The organism is Thermomonas haemolytica, assembly GCF_004346265.1.
In the GTDB taxonomy this organism is placed as follows: Bacteria; Pseudomonadota; Gammaproteobacteria; order Xanthomonadales; family Xanthomonadaceae; genus Thermomonas; species Thermomonas haemolytica.
Window position 1 is genome coordinate 104,134 of record NZ_SMAP01000004.1, and the last position, 20,984, is coordinate 125,117.

At 71.9% G+C, this 20,984-nt stretch carries 19 protein-coding genes and 1 tRNA gene; 12 read left to right on the forward strand and 8 right to left on the reverse strand.

Going from position 1 to position 20,984, the window contains the following annotated elements:
• Window positions 1-44: 44 nt before the first annotated feature.
• On the reverse strand, window positions 45-515 hold the full coding sequence (locus EDC34_RS06765) for a peroxiredoxin (RefSeq protein ID WP_114960228.1): 471 nt from the start codon (window positions 513-515) through the stop codon (window positions 45-47).
• A gap of 14 nt (window positions 516-529) precedes the next feature.
• Window positions 530-1,150, reverse strand: a complete 621-nt coding sequence (locus EDC34_RS06770; protein WP_114960227.1) for a glycine cleavage system transcriptional repressor — start codon at window positions 1,148-1,150, stop codon at window positions 530-532.
• 114 nt (window positions 1,151-1,264) lie between these two features.
• Between EDC34_RS06770 and dapA the strand changes: the two genes are divergently transcribed.
• On the forward strand, window positions 1,265-2,170 hold the full coding sequence (gene dapA / locus EDC34_RS06775) for a 4-hydroxy-tetrahydrodipicolinate synthase (RefSeq protein WP_114960226.1): 906 nt from the start codon (window positions 1,265-1,267) through the stop codon (window positions 2,168-2,170).
• Window positions 2,171-2,182: 12 nt separating this feature from the next.
• Window positions 2,183-2,698: a hypothetical protein gene (locus EDC34_RS06780; protein ID WP_114960225.1), complete on the forward strand. Its 516-nt coding sequence runs from the start codon at window positions 2,183-2,185 to the stop codon at window positions 2,696-2,698.
• 105 nt (window positions 2,699-2,803) lie between these two features.
• Here the strand turns inward: EDC34_RS06780 and fdxA are convergent, their stop codons facing one another.
• Window positions 2,804-3,127 carry a ferredoxin FdxA gene (fdxA, locus tag EDC34_RS06785; protein ID WP_114960224.1) on the reverse strand — a complete coding sequence of 108 codons (324 nt, stop codon included), beginning with the start codon at window positions 3,125-3,127 and terminating at the stop codon, window positions 2,804-2,806.
• Window positions 3,128-3,421: 294 nt separating this feature from the next.
• Window positions 3,422-3,497 (reverse strand) — tRNA-Glu (locus tag EDC34_RS06790).
• 206 nt (window positions 3,498-3,703) lie between these two features.
• On the opposite strand from EDC34_RS06790, the gene pcnB reads away from it, so the two are divergent.
• From pcnB to pgi, 6 genes are all read left to right on the forward strand, one after another.
• Window positions 3,704-4,981 (forward strand): polynucleotide adenylyltransferase PcnB, encoded by a 1,278-nt coding sequence (gene pcnB, locus EDC34_RS06795; protein ID WP_425598048.1) that lies wholly within the window; start codon window positions 3,704-3,706, stop codon window positions 4,979-4,981.
• Window positions 4,978-5,487 (forward strand): 2-amino-4-hydroxy-6-hydroxymethyldihydropteridine diphosphokinase, encoded by a 510-nt coding sequence (gene folK / locus EDC34_RS06800; RefSeq protein ID WP_114960223.1) that lies wholly within the window; start codon window positions 4,978-4,980, stop codon window positions 5,485-5,487. The genes pcnB and folK overlap by 4 nt, the downstream gene beginning before the upstream one ends.
• Window positions 5,488-5,558: 71 nt before the next feature.
• Window positions 5,559-6,374, forward strand: a complete 816-nt coding sequence (gene panB, locus EDC34_RS06805) for a 3-methyl-2-oxobutanoate hydroxymethyltransferase (RefSeq protein ID WP_114960222.1) — start codon at window positions 5,559-5,561, stop codon at window positions 6,372-6,374.
• Window positions 6,371-7,237, forward strand: a complete 867-nt coding sequence (gene panC / locus EDC34_RS06810) for a pantoate--beta-alanine ligase (RefSeq protein WP_114960221.1) — start codon at window positions 6,371-6,373, stop codon at window positions 7,235-7,237. Before panB ends, panC begins: the two co-directional genes overlap by 4 nt.
• A 135-nt stretch (window positions 7,238-7,372) precedes the next feature.
• Window positions 7,373-7,753 carry an aspartate 1-decarboxylase gene (gene panD / locus EDC34_RS06815; protein WP_114960220.1) on the forward strand — a complete coding sequence of 127 codons (381 nt, stop codon included), beginning with the start codon at window positions 7,373-7,375 and terminating at the stop codon, window positions 7,751-7,753.
• A 1-nt stretch (window position 7,754) separates the two neighbouring features.
• Window positions 7,755-9,287 carry a glucose-6-phosphate isomerase gene (gene pgi, locus EDC34_RS06820; protein WP_275895185.1) on the forward strand — a complete coding sequence of 511 codons (1,533 nt, stop codon included), beginning with the start codon at window positions 7,755-7,757 and terminating at the stop codon, window positions 9,285-9,287.
• A gap of 13 nt (window positions 9,288-9,300) precedes the next feature.
• Here the strand turns inward: pgi and EDC34_RS06825 are convergent, their stop codons facing one another.
• A complete protein-coding gene (locus EDC34_RS06825; RefSeq protein WP_114960219.1) occupies window positions 9,301-10,029 on the reverse strand; it encodes an Hpt domain-containing response regulator in 729 nt (242 codons plus the stop codon).
• A 33-nt stretch (window positions 10,030-10,062) separates the two neighbouring features.
• Here EDC34_RS06825 and EDC34_RS06830 point away from each other — a divergent pair, with 33 nt between their 5' ends.
• Both EDC34_RS06830 and EDC34_RS06835 read left to right on the forward strand, forming a co-directional pair.
• Window positions 10,063-12,078 carry a translocation/assembly module TamB domain-containing protein gene (locus tag EDC34_RS06830; RefSeq protein WP_114960218.1) on the forward strand — a complete coding sequence of 672 codons (2,016 nt, stop codon included), beginning with the start codon at window positions 10,063-10,065 and terminating at the stop codon, window positions 12,076-12,078.
• 28 nt (window positions 12,079-12,106) lie between these two features.
• Complete coding sequence (locus tag EDC34_RS06835; RefSeq protein WP_114960217.1) at window positions 12,107-12,730, forward strand: YdbL family probable chaperone protein; 624 nt, start codon at window positions 12,107-12,109, stop codon at window positions 12,728-12,730.
• Window positions 12,731-12,858: 128 nt separating this feature from the next.
• On the opposite strand, the gene EDC34_RS06840 is transcribed toward EDC34_RS06835, so the two are convergent.
• Window positions 12,859-14,625 (reverse strand): ABC transporter transmembrane domain-containing protein, encoded by a 1,767-nt coding sequence (locus EDC34_RS06840; protein ID WP_114960216.1) that lies wholly within the window; start codon window positions 14,623-14,625, stop codon window positions 12,859-12,861.
• Between the two features lie 109 nt (window positions 14,626-14,734).
• Between EDC34_RS06840 and EDC34_RS06845 the strand changes: the two genes are divergently transcribed.
• Window positions 14,735-17,587: a GGDEF and EAL domain-containing protein gene (locus EDC34_RS06845; protein WP_114960215.1), complete on the forward strand. Its 2,853-nt coding sequence runs from the start codon at window positions 14,735-14,737 to the stop codon at window positions 17,585-17,587.
• Window positions 17,588-17,617: 30 nt separating this feature from the next.
• Here EDC34_RS06845 and xseA read toward each other — a convergent pair whose 3' ends face one another.
• The gene (gene xseA / locus EDC34_RS06850; protein ID WP_114960214.1) at window positions 17,618-19,027 is read right to left on the reverse strand and encodes an exodeoxyribonuclease VII large subunit; all 1,410 of its coding nucleotides are present in this window, start codon (window positions 19,025-19,027) and stop codon (window positions 17,618-17,620) included.
• Between the two features lie 58 nt (window positions 19,028-19,085).
• On the opposite strand from xseA, the gene ispG reads away from it, so the two are divergent.
• Window positions 19,086-20,339, forward strand: a complete 1,254-nt coding sequence (ispG, locus tag EDC34_RS06855; RefSeq protein WP_114960213.1) for a flavodoxin-dependent (E)-4-hydroxy-3-methylbut-2-enyl-diphosphate synthase — start codon at window positions 19,086-19,088, stop codon at window positions 20,337-20,339.
• 22 nt (window positions 20,340-20,361) lie between these two features.
• On the opposite strand, the gene EDC34_RS06860 is transcribed toward ispG, so the two are convergent.
• Window positions 20,362-20,925 carry a hypothetical protein gene (locus tag EDC34_RS06860; RefSeq protein ID WP_205388060.1) on the reverse strand — a complete coding sequence of 188 codons (564 nt, stop codon included), beginning with the start codon at window positions 20,923-20,925 and terminating at the stop codon, window positions 20,362-20,364.
• Window positions 20,926-20,984 lie beyond the last annotated feature (59 nt).

Below are 20,984 nucleotides of genomic sequence, written 5' to 3' on the forward strand. Positions count from 1 at the left end.
GTCCCGCGGGGCGGGGCAGTGGAGGGAAGGGAGGGCAGGGATGGTCACTGTGCCTGTTCGGCCTGCAGTGCCTCGAGCACGGCGCGCGCATGGCCGGGCACCTTCACCGGCTGCCACTTGCGGCGCACCACCCCGGACGGGTCGATCAGGAAGGTGCTGCGCACGATGCCGAGGTATTCGCGGCCGTACAGCTTCTTCGGCTGCACCACGCCGAAGGCCTCGCACAGTGCGCCGTCGGCATCGCTGGCGAGCTCGAACCGGAAACCCTGCTTGGCGCGGAAGTTCTGGTGGGACTTGATCGAGTCCCTGGAGACGCCCAGCACCACGGCGCCGGCGCGCTCGAACTCCGGCAGCAGGGCGTTGAAGTCCTGGCCTTCGGTGGTGCAGCCGGGGGTGGAATCCTTCGGGTAGAAGTACAGCACCAGCCATTTGCCGGCGTATCCGCCGAGGCGGGCGGCGGTGCCGCCGGAGAGCGCGAGGGGCAGGTCGGGGATGCGGTCGCCGGTGTCGATCATCGTGCGGGCTGTCCTCAGTACTTCATCGGATCCATGATCGCGTCGAGGTTCAGGTGGTCGCAGAACTCGAGGAAATCGTCGCGCAGGGCGGCGATGTGCATGTCCGCGGGCACCCCGATGGTGAGCTGCGCCGAGAACATGTCGGCGCCGGTCTGCATCGCGCGGTAGCGCGAGCAGTGCAGGCTCTCGATGGTGATGCCCTGGTGGTCGAAGAAATCCGCCAGCTGGAACAGGATGCCGGGCTTGTCCGCGGCGATCACTTCCACCACGTAGGGCAGCAGGTTGGACTGCAGCGACTTCGGGCCGGTGCGATACCACACCAGCTTCAGGCCTTCCTCGCGCTCCAGCTTGGCCAGCATGGTCTCCAGCTTGGCCACCGCGTCCCACGAACCGGTCGCCAACGCGCTCACCGACACGTCGCGGCCCACCGTCGCCAGGCGCGCATCCACCAAGTTGCAGCCAGAATCGGCGATGCGGCGGGTGACCGCCAGCAGCGGCGACTGCGGATGCGTGGTGTACGCGTTGATCAGCAGGTGGTTTTCGTTGGTGGAGGGCCGTGCGGCGGTCTTGCTCAATGCGGGATACCAGAAATCGAGGGGACCCCGCCGCGGAGGGGCGGGATTGGCTGCCAGCATACTTGCCGCCGCTTTCCAGCCGCAAGTAAGATCGGCGCGCAACTGCATCCGCATCCCGCGCCATTTCCCGCCCTGCGCCGTGCCTTCCGGGCCGCGCGAACCGGACCTTTCCCCTTGCGACTTTCCGGCAGCATCACCGCATTGGCCACGCCGTTCACCGCGGCGGGCGACATCGACTTCCCGGCCTGGGAGCGCCTGCTCCAGGCGCAACTGGCGGCCGGCACCCAGGCCGTGGTGGTGGCCGGTTCCACCGGCGAGGCCGCCGCGCTGTCCGACGAAGAGTACGAGCGCCTGCTGCGGCACGCGCTGGAGACCTGCGCCGGACGCATCCCGGTGCTGGCCGGGACCGGCCAGTCCAATACCGCCAAGACGGTGCAGGCCACCCGCCGCGCCGCCCGCCTCGGCGCCGATGCGGCGCTGGTGGTGACGCCGCCTTACGTGCGCCCCACCCAGGCGGGCCTGTTGGCGCATTTCCGCGCGGTCGCCGATGACGGCGGGCTGCCGGTGGTGCTCTACAACGTGCCGGGCCGCACCGGCTGCGACATGCTGGCGGAGACCACCGGCGAGCTGTCGCTGCATGCCAACATCATCGGCATCAAGGAGGCGCGCGCCGAGGAAGAGCGCATGCAGGCCCTGCTGCCGCTGCGGCGCGAGGATTTCGTGGTGCTCAGTGGCGACGACCCGACCGCGCTGCGGGCGATGCTGGCCGGCGCCGACGGGGTGATCTCGGTGGCCTCGAACGTGGTGCCGCGCAGCTTCCGCCGCCTGTGCGACGCAGCGCTGGCGGGCGATGCCGCGACCGCCGCGACGCTGAACGAGGCGCTGGTGGAGTTGTACCACTTCCTCGGGATCGAGCCGAACCCGATCCCGGTCAAGGCCCTGCTGGCGCTCGACGGCATCGGCCACGGCCTGCGCCTGCCGCTGCAACCGCTATCATCCGCACACGCCGCCCAGGCCGAGCGCCTGCAGGCGGCCATCCGCCAACTCGAACAAGCCAACGGCCGCGGCGACGCGGCCTGACAGGAGAACCAGATGCACCACGCCCCCCGCATGTCCAAGGTCGCCGCGCCGCTGGTCGCCGTCCTGCTGGTGACCGGCCTGTCCGGCTGCCACTGGTTCAAGAAAAAGAACGAGCTGTACACCCTGAGCGGTGAGGCGCGGCCGCTGGAAGTCCCGCCGGACCTGGACCGCCCGGCCGCCGACAAGGCCATGGCACTGCCGGCCAGCAGTAGTGCCAGTGTTGGCACTGCGTCCACCGCGCCCGCACGCCCGCAGGCGGCCACCGGGTTCGCGGTTCCCGCCGACCGCGACGCGGTGTTCGCCAAGGTTGGAGAGGTGCTCGCGGCCACGCCCGGCGTGCAGATCGCCAGCAAGGCCGAGATCCTCGGCACCTACGACGTCGATTACATGGACAGCAAGTTCCTGGTGCGCGTCACCAAGGCTGGCGATGGCGCCTTCGTCTCGGCGGTGGACCCGCGCGGGTTGCCGCCCAGCGGCGAGGCCGCGGGCAAGCTGATCGCGGCGCTCAAGGCGGTGATCGCCCCGTAATCGCGGGCCGGCTCACGATTGCGAATGCACGCAGGGCGCCCTTGGGCGCCCTGCGTCGTATCAGCCCATGGCCAGGGGTTTCGGCGGGCGCGCGCCCGCCGTGGCTCAGCGCTCCAGCAGCGCCAGCTTGCCGGGCTTGCCGTCCCATTCGGCGTGGTCGGCCGGCGGGTCCTTGCGCACGGTCAGCACCGGCCACTGCTTGGCCAGCTCCGCGTTCAGGCCGACGAAGACCTCCTGGCCGGCCGGCACGTCCTCTTCCGGGAAGATCGCGCCCACCGGGCATTCCGGCTCGCACAGGGTGCAGTCGATGCACTCGTCCGGGTCGATCACCAGGAAATTCGGGCCTTCGTGGAAACAGTCCACCGGGCACACCTCCACGCAGTCGGTGTGCTTGCACTTGATGCAGTTTTCGGTGACGACGAAAGGCATGGGGCGTCCGTATGGCGATGCTGCGTTGCGCATAGTTTAACGCCGCGGCCTGTGCGATAGCAGGCGGGTGGCGGGTCGCAAAACGCGAAGGCCCGCGTCAGCGACGCGGGCCTTCGGTATGGATGGCGCTCCCTACGGGATGGAGGCGGCACGTCCTGTGCCGCCCCTTCGCTGCGCTCCGGGCAGCCTGCGGCTGTCCTGCAATGCTCCAGGCATCGCAGTCGAACCCTGCGGGTCCTCATCCCTGCGGTCGCGCAAAAAAAGAAACCCGCGCTCGCGCGCGGGTTCCGGGATTGGCGCTCCCTACGGGATTCGAACCCGTGTTTTAGCCTTGAGAGGGCCACGTCCTAGGCCTCTAGACGAAGGGAGCATTGGAGTCAGCCGGCTGGACGACCGGCCGGCGGCATCGGAAGGACGCGCCGAGCTTGCTAGTATAAAAGGCTGCGTCCGCCAATGGCAACGCCCCTTATCTTCGCCGCCGACCGCAGCATGACCGATACCCACGCTTCCCCCGCGCCGCCCGTCCCCCACCTGCGCGTGATCCCGCGCGATGTCCACGGGGTGTCCCGCAAGCAGATGAGCCCGAATGCCCTGCGCGTGCTGTACCGCCTGCGCGAGGCCGGGTTCGGGGCCTACCTGGTGGGCGGCGCGGTGCGCGACCTGCTGATCGGCGGGCATCCGAAGGATTTCGACGTAGCCACCGACGCCACCCCCGAGCAAGTCAAGGCGCTGTTCCGCAACTGCCGCCTGATCGGCCGCCGTTTCCGCCTCGCGCACGTGGTGTACGGACGCGAGATCATCGAGGTGGCGACGTTCCGCGCCAATGGCGGCGATGACGAGGGCGATCGCCAGACTGACGACAGTGGCCGCCTGCTGCGCGACAACATCTACGGCACCATCGAGGAAGACGCGGTGCGCCGCGACTTCACCGCCAACGCGCTGTACTACGCGATCGAGGATTTCTCGGTGCGCGACTACGTGGGTGGCTACGACGACGTGCAGGCGCGCGTGCTGCGCCTGATCGGCGAGCCCGAGGCGCGCTACCGCGAGGACCCGGTACGCATGCTGCGCGCGGCGCGGTTGGCGGCCAAGCTCGATTTCAGCATCGAGCCGGCGACCGCGGCGCCGATCCCGCGCCTGGCGCCACTGCTGGCCGAGGCGTCGCCGGCGCGGCTGTTCGAGGAAACCCTCAAGCTGTTCCTGGCCGGGCACGCGGTGGCCAGCTTCGAGCAGCTGGAAGCCACCGGCCTGTTGCCAGTGCTGCTGCCGGAGACCGCGCAGGCGCTGGCGGCCAATTCCTCCGGCGCGCTGCGGCGGATGCTGGTGCAGGGGCTGCGCAACACCGATCGCCGGGTGGCCAACGACGAGCCGGTGTCGCCGGCATTCCTGTACGCGGTGCTGCTGTGGCCGGCCTATTGCCGGGCGCTGGCGCAACTGCAGGCGCAGGGCGTGCACCTGGCCGAGGCGCAGCGGCGTGCGGCCGACCGCGTGACCCTCCACCAGCTGGCGCGCACCGCGCTGCCGCGGCGGTTCTCGCTGCCGATGCAGGAGATCTGGCTGCTGCAGCCGCGCTTCTCGCTGCGCCAGCGCAAGCGCGTGTTCCGCCTGCTGGCGCACCCGCGCTTCCGCGCTGCGTTCGATTTCCTCGAACTGCGGCTGGCGGCCTCGGATTCGCATGCCGAAGATGTCGCGTTCTGGCGCGAGGCGCAGCTGCACCCGACCGCGGCCACCGTCGAACCTGCCGATGCCGTGGCAGGGGTGGATGCGGAGTCCGTGTCTCCCGATGCCGCCGAGCCGGACGACGCCCCGCGCAAGCGCCGGCGGCGCCGGCGCAAGCCGGGTGGCGGCGCGTGAGCGAGGTCGTGCGCGCCTGCATCGGCATCGGCGCCAATCTGGGCGATCCGGTGGCGGCGGTGCGCGGCGCGCTGGATGCGCTGGACGCGATCCCCGGCTGCCGCCTGGTGGCGGCCTCGCGGTTGTACCGCACGCCGGCGTGGGGGCGGCTGGATCAGCCCGATTTCGTGAATGCCGCGGCCGTGCTGGAGACCGCGCTGGCCCCGCGCGCCCTGCTCGAGGCGCTGCTGGCGGTGGAGCGCCGTGCCGGCCGCGAGCGCGGCGGCGAACAGGCCGCGCGCCGCTGGGGCCCGCGCGTGCTCGACCTCGACCTGCTGCTGTACGGCGAACAGGTGGTGGACGAACCCGGCTTGCGGGTGCCGCATCCGCACCTGCACGAACGCGCCTTCGCGCTGGTGCCGCTGGCCGAGATCGCCGCCGATGTGCCGTTCCCCGGCCACGGCTGCGTGGGCGAGGCCCTGCGCGGCGTGGATGTGACCGGGGTGGAGCCGATCGCAGGCGCGTGAGCGCGGGCACGCCGTCGCGGTGGCGCCGGCGTTGTGCGCCATAATGCGTCCCCCTTTGCCGGAGCCCGTCGATGAGCGTCCATGCCGAACGGAAGTCCTGGAGCGTGCCGCAGCTGGCACAGGCGCGCGCGGCCGGCCAGCGGCTGGCGATGCTGACCTGCTACGACGCCAGCTTCGCGCGGGTGCTGGACGATGCCGGCATTGACCTGATCCTGGTGGGTGATTCGCTGGGCATGGTGGTGCAGGGCCATGCCTCCACCCTGCCGGTGCGGGTGGAGGACATCGCCTACCACACCGCGGCGGTGGCGCGTGGCGCCCCGCGCGCGCTGAAGATCGCGGACTTCCCGTTCGGGGCCGATGCCACCCCGGCGCTGGCGCTGGAGGCGGCGGTGCGCTTCATCCAGGCCGGCGCGGCGATGGTCAAGCTGGAGGGCGCCGGCCACAAGCTGGAGGTGATCCGCTTCTTGGTGGAGCGCGAGATCCCGGTGTGCGCGCACCTCGGCCTGACCCCGCAATCGGTGCTGCGGATGGGCGGCTTCAAGGTGCAGGGGCGCGAACAGGCCGCCGCCGAGCGCCTGCGTGCCGATGCGCTGGCGGTGGCCGAGGCGGGCGCGGCGCTGCTGGTGCTGGAAGGCGTGCCGGCCGCGCTCGCGGCGGAGATCACCGCCGCCAGCCCGATCCCCACCATCGGCATCGGCGCCGGCCCCGGCTGCGACGGCCAGGTGCTGGTGCTGCACGACCTGCTGGGGATCGACACCGGCCACCGCAAGCCCAAGTTCGTGAAGGATTTCCTGGCCGAAGGGGGCTCCATCGCCGGCGCCGTGCGCGCCTACCTGCAGGCCGTGCGCAGCGGCGCGTTCCCCACCGAAGAGCACAGCTACGCATGATCGAGACCATTTCCCGGCTGGATGCCCTGCGTGCGCGCGTCGCCGGCTGGAAGCGCGAGGGCCTGCGCGTCGGCTTCGTGCCGACCATGGGCAACCTGCACGCCGGCCACTATTCGCTGGTGGCGCTGGCGCGCCGGCACGCCGACCGGGTGGTGTCGAGCGTGTTCGTGAACCCCACCCAGTTCGGGCCGAACGAGGATTTCACCCGCTATCCGCGCACCCCGGAGGCCGATACCCGCGGCCTGCAGGACGCCGGCTGCGACGTGCTGTGGTTGCCCGAGGTGGAGGCGATGTATCCGTTCGGGGTGGAACTGGCGGCCAAGGTGCACGTGCCGGGCGTGAGCACGGTGCTGGAAGGCGCCTGTCGGCCCGGCCATTTCGACGGCGTATGCACGGTGGTGACGCGCCTGTTCAACCAGGTGCAGCCCGACGTGGCTGCGTTCGGGCGCAAGGACTACCAGCAGCTGGCGGTGATCCGGCAACTGGTGGCCGACCTGCAGATGCCGGTGGAGATCCTGGCCGGCGAAATCGTGCGCGAGCCCGATGGGCTGGCGATGAGCTCGCGCAACCAGTACCTGTCGCCGCAGGAGCGCGCACTCGCCCCGGTCATCCATCGCACCCTGCGGGCGATGCAGGCGGCCGCGCAGGCGGGGACGCCGCGCGCGCAGGTCGAGGCCGCGGCGGACGCGGCCCTGCGTGCGGCCGGGTTCGTGCCCGACTACGCGGTACTGCGGCACCCGGATTTCCGCGAACCGGGCGACGCCGAGGGCGGTCCGCGGGTGGCGCTGATCGCCGCCCGCCTGGGCCGGACCCGCCTGATCGACAACCTCGAGTTCGACCTGACGCCGCCGACGCGCGGTTGATTCCCGCCCCGGCTTTCCGGGGCCTCCCGGGGCGCGTCGGGGCCGGCGCGGGCCCGGTTTGTTGCGGTGCGCCATCGGCGCCTATACTTCGCAGTCCGCCCGCCGCGGACGGCCCGTTCCACCGGAGTACCCCCCATGCAACTGACCCTGCTCAAGGGCAAGATCCACCGCGCCACCGTCACCCATGCCGAGCTGCATTACGAAGGCTCGTGCGCCATCGACGGCCGCCTGCTCGACATCGCCGGCATCCGCGAGTACGAGCGCATCGACATCTATGACGTCACCAGCGGCGAGCGCTATTCCACCTATGCGATCCGCGGCGAGGAAGGCAGCGGCGTGATCTCGGTGAACGGCGCGGCCGCGCACAAGTCGCAGGTCGGCAACCTGGTCATCATCTGCGCCTACGTGCAGTGCGACGAGGCCGAGGCGGCCGCGCACAAGCCGGTCTGCGTGTACGTGGACCGCGAGAACCGGCTGACCCACACCAACCACTCGATGCCCAAGCAGGCGGCCTGACGTGTCCGCGCTGCTGGACGGCCTGCAGGCGCACGCGCAGCGGCTGGACGGCATGCCGCTGGCACGCCTGTTGCGGGACGACCCCGCGCGCGCGAAAGAGTTCGCCCTGCGCTGCGGGCCGCTGTATGCCAACTTCGCGCGCCAGCGCTACGACCGCGCGGCGCTGGACGCGCTGTTCGTGATCGCCGAGCGGGCCGACCTGGCGGGCGCGCTGCGCCGCCTGCTGGACGGCGACACCGTCAACCCCACCGAAGACCGCCCGGCGCTGCACAGCGCGCTGCGCGGGGCGGCCACCGGCTCGGCGTTCGCGCTGGCCGCGCGCGCGCAGGCGCTGGCGGCGCAGCTGCGCATGCGCGAATTGATCGACGCCCTGGCCGCCGGCCCGGTGACCGACATCGTCAGCATCGGCATCGGCGGCTCCGACCTCGGCCCGCGCCTGGTGGTGGACGCGCTGGCGCTGCCCGGTGCGCGCTTCCGGGTGCACTTCATCTCCAACGTCGATGGCCACGCCGCCCGCCGCGTGCTGGCCGCGCTGGACCCGGCGCGCACCGCCGCGGTGATGATCTCCAAGACCTTCGGCACCCAGGAGACCCTGCTGAACGGCGCGATCGTGCGCGAGTGGCTGGGCGACGACACGCGCCTGTACGCGGTCAGCACGAACGCGGCGCGGGTGGCCGATTTCGGCATCCCGCCGGAGCGCACCCTGCCGATGTGGGACTGGGTGGGCGGGCGCTATTCGCTGTGGTCGGCGGTCGGCTTCCCGATCGCGCTGGCGCTGGGCATGGAGCGCTTCGAGCAGCTGCTGGAAGGCGCGGCCGCGCTGGATGCGCATGCGCTGGCCGCGCCGCTGCGCGAGAACCTGCCGGCATGGCACGCGCTGACCGCGGTGTGGAACCGCAATGGCCTGCACGCCGCCACCCAGGCGGTGCTGCCCTACGATGACCGCCTCAAGCTGCTGCCGGCCTACCTGCAGCAGCTGGTGATGGAAAGCCTGGGCAAGCGCGTCCACCTGGATGGGCGCGAGGTCGGCATCGACACCGTGCCGGTGTGGTGGGGCGGTGCCGGCACCGATACCCAGCACAGCTTCTTCCAGGCGCTGCACCAGGGCACCCAGGTGGTGCCGGCCGACTTCATCGGCGTGCTGCGGGCCGAACATCCGTTCGCGGCCAACCATGCCGCGCTGCTGGCCAACCTGCTGGCGCAGACCGAGGCGCTGGCCAACGGCCAGGACAGCGACGATCCGCACCGGCGCTATCCGGGCAACCGTCCCAGCACCCTGCTACTGCTGGATGCGCTGACCCCGCAGGCGCTGGGCATGCTGATCGCGCTGTACGAGCACAGCGTGTACCTGCAGTCGGTGCTGTGGGAGATCAACGCGTTCGACCAGTTCGGGGTCGAGCTGGGCAAGCAGCTGGCCAGCCGCCTGCTGCCGGCCGTGCAGGGGCGGGGCGAGGCCGCGGCGCAGGTGCATGACCCGGTGACGCGCGCCCTGCTCGACGAACTGCGCGCCGGCCAGGCGCCGGGAGCGGCCTGAGCGCAGCTTGCGGTCAGGCGGTGGCGGCGGGCGCCAGCAGCAGCTCGTCGATCGCCGCCTCCACCGCGCGCAGGGCGGCGGCATCCAGCAGCGATTCCTGCAGCGCGCGCACTGCGCTGCCCAGCTTGGCGGCACCCACGAACCCGCAGCTGGCCACCAGCCGGTGCAGCTCCGCGCGCAGGCTGCTGATATCGGCGTGGGTGGCGGCGTGCACGATCCGCTGCCGCTGCTGCGGCAGTTCGGCCAGGAACAGGGTGCGCAGCGCCTGCACGTGCGCGGCCTCGCCGCCGAGCGCGGCCAGCGCGGCGGCATCGTCCCAGTCGGCGGGGCGTGCGCCCGGCAGGTGCCGGCGCAGGGCCTCGCGCAGGGCGGCGGCGGTGATCGGCTTGAGCAGCACCTCGGCGAACCCGGCCTCGCGCAGGCGCGCGTGCAGGGTCGGATCGGGATCGGCGGTATGCGCCAGCGCCGCAGTGACCAGGCCGCGCTCGCGCAGCAGGCGCAGCAGGTGCTCACCACGGCCGTCGGGCAGGTTGGCATCCACCAGCAGCAGGTCGAACGCCTGTAGCGCGCAGGCTGATTCGCCATCGGCGATGTTCGCCACCAGGTGCACCTGCGCCGGCTGCGCCGAGGCGACCGCGGCCATGAACGCGGCGCTGGCCGGATCGTCCTCGACCAGCAGCAGGCGCGGCGCCGGCGCGGCGGGAGTGGCTGGAGACGAAGATGGTGACGAGGGCGGGGTCATGCGTGCGGTCCTTGCGCTTTGTATGCTGCGGCCATGTCGCGTCCGATCCTAACCTGTGGCCTGGGCCTGCTGGCGTTGCTGGGTGCGCCCGCGCTGCAGGCGCGCAGCGCGCAGCTGCAGGTGGCCCGGGTCGGTACGCCGGCCGGCTCCGTGGAGCAGCTACGGATAAACCTGGACTGGCCGGACAGGGCCGACAGCGGCGTCCTCGAACTGCAGGCCGCGCAGGTGGATCTGCCGGCGCTGGGCGGCCGCCTGCGCGCGGTGCGCTGGCGCTGCCCGCTGCGACGGTCGCCGGGGTCCGGCTGGACCTGCGCGGGCACGCTGCGCGCCGCCGGCATCGCGCCGATGCAGCTGGCGATCCGGCTGGACGAGACGGCCCTGCACGCCGAGCTGGCACACGCCGGCACCCGCGTGCAGCTGGCGTGCAGCACGGCCCGGCCGGACGTGTTCGCGGTGGTGCTGGAGCAGGTTCCGCTGGCGTGGATGCAGGGCCTGCTGGCACAGGCCTGGCCGCAGGCGCGCTTCACCGGTGGACATATGGATGGGCGCCTGCATCTGCAGGCGGATGCACGGGCATTGCAGGTCGATGGCCCGCTGCAGTTTGCCGCCGCCGGGTTGCAGAACGGCGATGCCAGCATCGTCGGCGAAGGCCTCGGCGCGCGCGTGCAGCTGCACTACCGCAGCGCGCCGGAGGCGACCCGCGCGCGCGTGGAGGCGACCTTGCAGGGCGGCGAATTCCTCGCCGGCAACACCTACGTGGCGCTGCCGCAGACCCCGGTCGGCCTGCAGCTGGAGGCGGTGCGCGAGGGCCCGGGCGGGTGGGTGCTGCCGCGCATCGTCTGGGACGACGGCGCGGTGCTCACGGCCAGCGCGCAGGCGGCGCTGGATGCCGAGGGCAATCTCGACCACCTGTCGCTGCAGGCCCGCAGTGACGACCTTGCGCCGTTCAAGCCGCGCTACCTGTCGGGCTGGATGGGCCTGGTCGGGTTGGGCGGGGTGGACCTGCACGGCGGCCTGTCGGTGCAGGCGCAGGTGCAGGACGGGCGCCTGCAGACGCTGGCGGCGGACCTGCGCCAGGTGGACGTGCGCGACCCGGCCGGCCGCTTCGTGTTCGACCATCTGCAGGGCGACCTGCGCTATTCCGCCGGCGTGCCGGTGGCCAGCGCGCTCGAATGGCAGGGCGGCCAGCTATACGGCCTGAAGTTCGGCGCCACAGCACTGCCCTTCACCAGCGCCGGCGGTGTGCTGGCCCTGCCGCAGGCGACCGTTCCACTGTCGGGCGGCCGCCTGACGCTGCGCGATGCGGTAATCCGGCCGCCGCGCGATGGCGATGGCCTGGAGATCTACTTCGGACTGCGTCTGGACGACGTCGATTTCGGGCAGGTGGCGCAGGCGCTGGGGCTGCCGCCGTTCCAGGGGCGGCTGCAAGGCGACATCCCGCGCGCGCACTACGCCCGCGACCGAATCGCGTTCGAGGGCGGGCTCGAGCTGGGCCTGTTCGAGGGCCAGGTGACGTTCTCCTCGCTGGCGCTGGAGCGTCCGTTCGGTACCGCGCCCAGCCTCAGTGCGGACATCGCCCTGCGTGGGCTGGACCTGCTGCGCCTGACCGAGGTGCTGGGCTTCGGCAGCATCACCGGGCGTCTGGACGGCCGCATCGACGGCCTGCGCCTGGTGGACTGGACCCCGGTGGCGTTCGATGCCTGGCTGGCCACCGCCGACGCGCCGGGCGTGCGCCGCCGGATCAGCCAGCGCGCGGTGCAGGACATCGGCAGCGTGGGCGGGGCCTCGTTCGTGCAGACCCTGCAGGGCAGGCTGATCGCGCTGTTCCAGGAGTTCGGCTACCGCCGGATCGGCGTCGGCTGCCGGCTGGAGAACCAGATCTGCGCCATGTCCGGCCTGCATTCAGAAGGCAACGCTTTTACTATCGTCGAAGGCCAGGGCCTGCCGCGGCTGGACGTGGTGGGCCACAACCGCGCGGTGGACTGGCCCACCCTGGTCGAGCGCCTGATGGCCGCGGGCAAGGGCGATGTGGCGCCGGTGATTCATTGACGCAGCACAGCAGCGAGGGAGACGGACCATGAAGCAGTGGATGGGCGTGCCGGTGGCGGGGGCGTTGCTGCTCAGCGCCTGCGTGACGATCAACGTGTACTTCCCGGCGGCCGAGGCCAAGGAAGCGGCCAAGGAGTTCGTCGAGAAGGTCATCGAAGGCGCCGACAAGGTCGAGGTGAAGCAGATGCCGCCGGCCGGCGGTGGCGGCATGGCGATGCTCGGGCGCCGCATCCGGGCCGACCTGTCCGGGTTCGATCCCTGGGTGCTGGTGGGCATCGGCAGCGCGCAGGCGCAGGCGGCCCCGGACATCACCATCAAGACCCCGGCGATCCAGGCCATCCAGGCGCGCATGGAGGCCCGCTTCAATGCCAGCCTGCGCGCCGGCTTCGACAGCGGCGCGCTGGGCTTCACCGAGGATGGCTACATCACCGTCCGCGATCCTTCCAAGCTGGAGCTGAAGGATCGGGTGGCGATGAACGCGGCGGTGGCCGACGACAACCGCGACCGCAAGGCGGTGTACCGCGAGGTGGCGGTGGCCAACGGCCATCCGGAGTGGGAGGACCAGATCCGCGCGGTGTTCGCGCGCCAGTGGATCGCCAGCGCGCGCCCGGGCTGGTGGTACCAGTCCGGCGGCAGCTGGAAGCAGAAGTAAGCCCACCGCGTTCCCGGCCGGGGCGGGATCCCCGCCTTCGGCCGGCGGTCATCCGGGGGTGGGGTCGATGCGGTGATCGATCCCGCCGCCGATTCCGCGCCTGATTGATGCCGCGCCTGATTCCGGGATCAGTCCAGGAACTGCAGTTTCGCCAGCTCGGCGTATAGCCCGCCCTGCGCCAGCAGCTGCGCGTGGGTGCCTTCGGCCACCACTTGCCCGGCGTCCATCACCACGATGCGGTCGGCGCGCAGCACGGTGGCCAGCCGGTGCGCGATCACCAGCGTGGTGCGCCCGGTCATCAGGTGCTCCAGCGCGAGCTGCACCGCGCGCTCGCTCTGCGCGTCCAGGGCCGAGGTGGCCTCGTCCAGCAGCAGCACCGGGGCGTCCTTGAGCAGCGCGCGCGCGATCGCGATGCGCTGTTGCTGGCCGCCGGACAGGCGCGCGCCGCGCTCGCCCAGCTCGGTGGCATACCCCTGCGGCAGCGCGCGGATGAATTCGTCCGCCTCCGCGCGTCGCGCTGCTTGTTCGACCTCGGCGTCGCTGGCGTCCAGATGCCCATAGCGGATGTTGTCCTGCGCGCTGGCGGCGAAGATCACCGGCGCCTGCGGCACCAGCCCGATCGCCTCGCGCAGCTGCACCGGATCGGCCTGCCGGATGTCGATGCCGTCCACCAGGATGCGGCCGGCCTGCGGGTCGTGGAAGCGCAGCAGCAGCGCCAGCACGGTGCTCTTGCCGGCGCCGGACGGGCCCACCAGCGCCACTGTCTCGCCGGGCGCGATGCGCAGGCTGAAGTCGCGCAGGGCGGGGCGCTCGGGGTGCTGCGGGTAGTGGAAGGTGACGTGCTCGAACGCGATCTCCCCGCGCAGCGGCCGCGGCAGCGCGCGCGGCGAGGCTGGCGCGGTGATCGCCGGGCGCTCGCGCAGCAGGTCGTCGATCCGGCCCATGCCGCCGGCGGCCTTCTGCAGCTCGTTCCAGACCTCCGCCAGCGCCGCCACCGAGCCGCCGCCGAACACCGCGTACAGCACGAACTGCAGCAGGGTGCCGGCGCTCATGCGGCCGGCGATCACGTCGTGCGCGCCCGACCACAGCACCAGCGAGATCGCACCGAAGAACAGGGTGATGGTGGTGCCGGTCATCAGCGCCTGCGCCCCGATCCGCCGCCGCGCCACGCCCACCGCCTGCGCCACCGCCTGCGCGAAGCGGCCGCGCTCGTAGGCCTCGCGCGCATGCGCCTGCACCGTGCGCACCGCGCCCAGGGTCTCGCTGGCCAAGGCGTTGGCCTCGGCCACCTTGTCCTGGCTGTGGCGTGCGACCTTGCGGATGCGGCGCGCGCCCAGCACCACCGGCAGCACCGCCGCCGGGATGCCAAGCAGCGCCCACGCCGCCAGCCGCGGGCTGGTGACGAACAGCATTACCAGCGCACCGATCGCGGTGATGCTGCTGCGCAGGGCGATCGACATCACGCTGCCGACCAGGTTGCGGATCAGCTCGACGTCGGTGGTCAGGCGCGAGACCAGCTCGCCGCTGCGGGTGCGGTCGTGGAACTCGGCGTCCAGCGCGATCAGGTGCGCGTACAGCTGGGTGCGCAGGTCGGCCACCACCTTCTCGCCGAGCAGGGAGACGAAGAAGAAGCGCGCCGCGGTCGCCACCGCCAGCACCAGCGCGACCGCGAACAGCAGCAGGAAGGCGCGGTCCACCTCGCCGCTGGCGCCGCTGCGGAAGCCGTGGTCGATCATGGTGCGGAACGCCACCGGCAGGCTCAGCGAGGCGGCGGAGGAGATCCCCAGCGCCAGCAGCCAGGCCAGGAACAGGCCGCGGTGGCGGCGCACGAACGGCCATAGGGCGCGCAGGGAACCGAGGGGCGCCTTGGCACGCGCCGTCGCAGGAGGAGTCATGCCGGCATTTTAGCCCTCGCCGACCGCCCGCGGCGGCGCGCGGGGATGCCCGTGCATGGGGCGGATGGCGGATGGCGCGGGCGCGTGGATGCAGGCAATATGGGGAAAGATGAATGCTTCCTTGACAGCCATCCCGCCGGCGCGCGCGACCTCCGCGCAGCCCCGCGCCCCCGGCGTGCTTGCCGGGATCGCGGAGCGCCTGGCCCAGGCCTTGCCGGAGGGCGCGCGGGTGCAGGTGGCATGGCGGCAGCCTGCGCTGGGCGAGGGCAGCGACACCACCCCGGCGGGCGCGCCGCAGGCGCCGGCGCTGCTGCGCCAGGCTTGGCACGGTCCGCACGAGTCGCAACTGGAAGTGCTGGCCGAGCGCCCGGCGGACTGGCCGGAAACCGCGGTGCAGGGCTGGCTGGCCGCCGCCCGCCAGCAGGTGGAGCAGGCGCTGCAGCTGGAGCTGGCCGCCGACACCATCGCCTCGCTGCAGCGTTCCGAGCTGCTGCGCCAGGCGCTGTACGAGATCGCCGACCTCGCCGGCAGCAACCTCGCGCTGCCGGTGATGCTGCGCCGGGTGCACGCGATCGTCGGCGAGCTGATGTACGCCGAGAATTTCTACATCGTGCTCTATGACGCGTGCCGGCAGACGATGCGCTTCCCGTACTTCGTGGACCAGCTGGACCCGTGGGTCAACGATCCGGACGCCGAGATCGCGGTCGCCGACGGCGACGACAGCCTGACCATCCGCCTGCTGCGTACCGGCGAGACCATGCGCGGGCCATCGCGCGAGCTGCGCGAGCGCCACGGCATCCCGTTCAACGAGAACTCCGGCCCCGACAGCGCCGACTGGCTGGGCGTGGCCATGCGCCGCGACGAGCGCGTGGCCGGCGCGCTGGTGGTGCAGAGCTACCGCCAGGCCGAGGTGTATTCCGAGGACGACCGCGTGCTGCTGGCCTACGTGGCGCAGCACGTGCTGACCGCGCTGGAGCGGCGCGAGGCGCGCAACCGGCTGGAGGCGCGGGTGGCCGAGCGCACCGCCGAGCTGCAGCGCGCCAACGAGGAATTGCAGGTCGAGGTGTACGAGCGCCAGCGGGTGCAGGAGATCCAGCGCGCGCTGTTCCGGATCGCCGAGCTGTCGATGACCAGCGACACCCTGGCGCACTTCTTCGCGGAGGTGCACGACACCGTCAGCGAGCTGGTGTACGCCCACAACTTCTACATCGCCACCCTGTCCGACGACGGCAGCATGCTGGAGTTCCCGTATTCGGTGGACGAGCGCGACCCCGAGCGCCGGCCACGCCAGCTGGGCGAGGGCCTGACCGAATACGTGATCCGCACCGGCAAGCCGCTGCTGGCCGATCGCGAGAAGGTCATGGCGCTCAAGGCCGAAGGGAAAGTGCGTATCCACGGCACGATGGCGCACTGCTGGCTGGGCGTCCCGCTGATGCGGGACGACAAGGTCGTGGGCGTGATCGCGGTGCAGAGCTACTCCAGCGACATCATGTTCAGCCTGCGCGACCAGGACCTGCTGACCTTCGTGTCCTTCCACATCGGTAGCAGCCTGGCGCGCAAGCAGGCGCAGGACCGGCTGGTGCAGGCGCATGCCAGCCTCGAGCAGCGCGTCAGCGAGCGCACCCGCGAGCTGGCCGAGGCGAACGCCGAGCTGGTGGAGCAGATCGGCGAGCGCATGCGGGTCGAGCGCAAGCTGATCCACCAGACCATGCATGACGCGCTGACCGGGCTGCCCAACCGCCTGCAGCTGCTGGAGCGCCTGGCGCGCGCGATCGCGGATGCGCGTGATCGGCCGGAGGCCTGCTTCGCGGTGCTGTTCATGGACCTGGACCGCTTCAAGCTGGTCAACGACAGCGTGGGCCATGCGGTCGGCGACGAACTGCTGGTGGAGGCCGGGCGCCGGATCGTGGCCAGCGTGCGCAGCCAGGACGTGGTGGCGCGCCTGGGTGGCGACGAGTTCGCGATCCTGGCGGAGGGGCTGGACGGCCCGGGCATGGCCGAGGAGCTGGGCGTCCGCGTGCTGGCCGCGCTCAACGCGCCGGTGTGGGTGGCCGGGCGCGAGCTGTTCCCCAGCGCCAGCATCGGCATCGCCATGTGGCATCCGCGCTACCGCAGCGGCGAGGAGATGCTGCGCGACGCCGACGCCGCGATGTACCGCGCCAAGGGCGATGGGCGCGACCGCTGCGTGCTGTTCGACGAGCAGATGCACCGCGAGGCGATGCGCAGCCTGGACATGGAGATGGACCTGCGGCGCGCGATCCAGGCCGAACGCTTCGTGCCTTATTACCAGCCGATCGTGGACATGGCCACCGGTGTCCCGGTCGGATACGAAGCCCTGCTGCGCTGGCGCCACGAACACCACGGCCTGATGGTGCCGGGCGAGTTCCTGGACGTGGGCGAGGACAGCGGCCTGATCGAGCAGATCGACTGGCTGATGTACGAGAAGGTGATCAACGACGTGGCGCGCGACGTGCTGCCGGGCTATGTCGCCATCAACGTTTCGCCGCGGCATTTCCGCGCCCCGGATTTCGCCGACCGCCTGCTGGCCCTGCTGGACCAGGCCGGGGTGGCGCCGGCGCGGATCCGGGTGGAGATCACCGAAGTGGCGCTGCTGGACGATGCGCCGCGCACGCTGGAATGCCTGGCCCTGCTGAAGCGGCACGGGGTGCTGGCGCAGCTGGACGATTTCGGCACCGGGTTCTCGGCGCTGTCCTACCTGCACCGCTTCCCGATCGCCAGCCTGAAGATCGACCGCAGCTTCGTGGCCGGGCTGGAAGGCGCGTCCAGCACCGAGAGCGTGGCGGTGATCCGCGCCATCGTGGCGCTGGCCGGCAGCCTCGGCATCGAGCTGATCGCGGAAGGGGTGGAGACCCGCCACCAGCGCGAGCGCCTGCAGGCGCTCGGCTGCGGCTGCGGGCTGGGCTTCCTGTTCAGCCCGCCGGTGCCGCTGCCGGCGGGCTGAGCGGTCCGGCGGCGGCCATTCCCGCGGCCCTCATTCGCGCGGTTCGCATCCTTCCACCCGCAGCAGCAGCTGGCCGTCGCTGACGCTCGCGCGCAGCCGCTCGCCCAGCGTCACGTCCGCGATGCGGCGCACCACCTGCCCCTGTTCGCGCTGCAGGATGCTGAAGCCACGAAGAATGGTGGCCGTGGGCCTGACCAGGTCCAGCGAGCGCACCAGCCCGCGCAGGCGCAGCGCATCGTGCTGCAGGCGGGTGGCGACCAATGCCTGCGGCCGCCCGGCCAGGGCCTGCAAGCGCAGGCGCAGGGTGCGCAGGCGCTGGTCCAGCAAGCGGCGCGGCTGCGCCTGCAGGGCGTCCAGCCGCTGCCGCAGGCGCTCCAGCTGGCGCCGGGGGTGGTGGGCGCGCAGTACCGCGCCGGCATGCCGCAGACGGGCGTCGTCCTGTTCCAGCCGGCGCTGGAGCGCGGCCTGCAGCCGTTGCCGCGCCTGCTGCAGGCGCTGCGCCTGCGCCTGCAGCCGCGCCTGCGGGCGCTGCGCATGCAGGCGCAGGAAGCCGCGGTCGGCGCGCTGCATGGCCTGGCGCAGGAGGTGGGCCTGCGCGCCCTGCAGCCGGCGCTGCAGGGCCGCCAGCCGGGTCGCGAGCGCGGCGGCATCCGGTGCCAGCACTTCGGCGGCGGCCGAGGGCGTGGGCGCGCGCACGTCGGCGGCGAAGTCGGTCAGCGAGAAGTCGGTCTCGTGGCCGATCGCGGAGATCACCGGCGTCACGCAGGTGGCCACCGCGCGCGCGAGGGCTTCGTCGTTGAACGCCCACAGGTCTTCCAGCGAGCCGCCGCCGCGCGCCAGCAGCAGCACGTCGTAGCGGCCGCAGGCATCGGCCCGCAGCAGCTGCGTGCGGATCTGCGCCGCGGCGCCTTCGCCCTGCACCGGCACCGGCAGCAGCTCGACCTCCAGCAGCGGGAAGCGCCGGCGCAGCACGCTGAGGATGTCGCGGATCACCGCGCCGGTGGGCGAGGTGAGTACTGCGATCCGGCGCGGGAACTCCGGCAGCGGGCGCTTGCGGTCCGGATCGAACAGCCCTTCCGCCTGCAGGCGCGCCTTGAGCTCTTCCAGCGCCCGCCGCAATGCGCCTTCACCGGCCTCCTCCAGGGTGTCGCAGACCAGCTGGTAGTCGCCGCGCGGCTCGTACAGGGTCAGCCGGCCGCGTGCCACCACCCGCATACCGTCGCGCGGGGTGAACTTCAGCCATTGGCTCTTGGGCTTGAACAGGGCGCAGCGCACCTGCGCGCGCGCGTCCTTGAGGTTGAAGTACAGGTGTCCGGAACCCGGGCGCGCGAGGCTGCCGATCTCGCCCTCCACCAGCACATTCGGGAAGCTGCCTTCCAGCAGGTCGCGCGCCAGCGTGTTGAGCTGGCTGGGAGACAGGATGCGTTCGTCGCGGGGCATGCGTGCAGGATACGACGCGGCGGCCGCGCGGGCCTGCCCGGGCGGCTAAAATGCGCGCATGGACACGCCTGCTCCCGATCGCTTCGGCCCCGAGCCCCGCCACGCCACCCGCCAGGTCGAGATCGGCGGGGTGAAGGTCGGCGGCGGCGCGCCGGTGGTGGTGCAGTCGATGACCAATACCGACACCGCGGATGTGGCCGCCACGGTGAAGCAGGTGGCCGAACTCTGGCGCGCCGGCTCCGAGCTGGTGCGGGTGACGGTGAATACCGCCGAGGCCGCGGCGGCGGTGCCGCGGATCGTGGAGAAGCTCGACCGGATGGGCATCCGCGTGCCGATCATCGGCGACTTCCACTACAACGGCCACACCCTGCTGGCGAACGAGCCGGCCTGCGCGCGCGCGCTGGCGAAGTACCGCATCAACCCCGGCAACGTCGGCTTCGGCAAGAAGAAGGACACCCAGTTCGCGCAGCTGATCGAGTTCGCCATCGAATATGGCAAACCGGTGCGGATCGGCGCCAACTGGGGCTCGCTGGACCAGGCCCTGGCGGCGCGGCTGATGGATGAGAACGCGCAGCGGCCCGAGCCCTGGGACGCCGGCCGGGTGATGCGCGAGGCGCTGATCCTGTCCGCGCTGGAGTCGGCGCAGCGGGCGGTGGAGCTGGGCCTGCCCAAGGAACGCATCGTGCTGAGCGCCAAGGTCAGCGGGGTGCAGGAGCTGATCGCGGTCTACCGCGACCTGGCCATGCGCAGCGACTTCGCCCTGCACCTGGGGCTGACCGAGGCCGGCATCGGCAGCAAGGGCATCGTGGCCTCCAGCGCGGCGCTGGCGGTGCTGCTGCAGGAAGGCATCGGCGACACCATCCGCGTCTCGCTCACCCCCGAGCCGGGCGCCTCGCGCACCCAGGAAGTGGTGGTCGCGCAGGAGCTGCTGCAGACCATAGGCCTGCGCGCGTTCACCCCGATGGTCACCGCCTGCCCGGGCTGCGGCCGCACCACCTCCGAGTTCTTCCAGGAGCTGGCCGGCGTGGTGCAGAACCACGTGCGCGCGAAGATGCCGGAGTGGAAGATCAGCCACCCCGGTGCCGAGAACATGACGCTGGCGGTGATGGGCTGCGTGGTGAACGGGCCGGGCGAGTCGCGCCATGCCAACATCGGCATCAGCCTGCCGGGCACCGGCGAGGCGCCGTCCGCGCCGGTGTTCATCGATGGCGAGAAGGCCACCACCCTGCGCGGCGACCGCATCGCCGAGGAATTCGTGGCGCTGATCGACGATTACGTGGACCGCCGCTACCGCGCCGCCCGCCACGACTGACGGCGCGGCATTCCGCCGCCGGCTACTTCGCGGCCGGCAGGTAGTGCGCCGGCAGCGCCACTCCGGGGCTTTCGGCTTCCCACATCAGCGACACGATCCACCAGCGCCTGCCGTCGTTCATCAGCTGGATCGTGTTGATGCCGCGCATCGGCGGGGCATCGCCCGCCACCTTGCCCTCGTAGGTGCTGAACACGTGCGCGATGTGGCCGAACCGCTCCGTGCGCCGCGCCAGCTCGCGCTCGTGGAAGCCGCGTTCGACCAGCAGCGGGCCGGACAGCGCGATGTAGTCGTTGACCGCCAGCAGGCGCATGCCGACGCTGCCGTCCGGGCGCACGCCCACCGGCATCATCCGCGCCTCGGGGATGAACAGCGAACGCAGCCGGTTCCAGTCGCGCGCCTGCCCGACCGGGCCGGAAATGACGTCGTAGAGCGCGGCGATGATCGCGTCGAGGCTGGCGACATCTTTCTCCGCGGCGGGCGGCACGCTGTAGTTGACGGGCTGCGGCGGGGGCGGCGTGGCCGGGGCGGTCTGCGCCGCCACCGGGGCGGCCAGGGCGGCGAGCAGCAGGAGCAGGGCAGGGCGCATCGGCGGGCTTCCGTGGTCAGGTGCGGCAGGAATACCACTGCCCGCCCGCGGCCACCCGT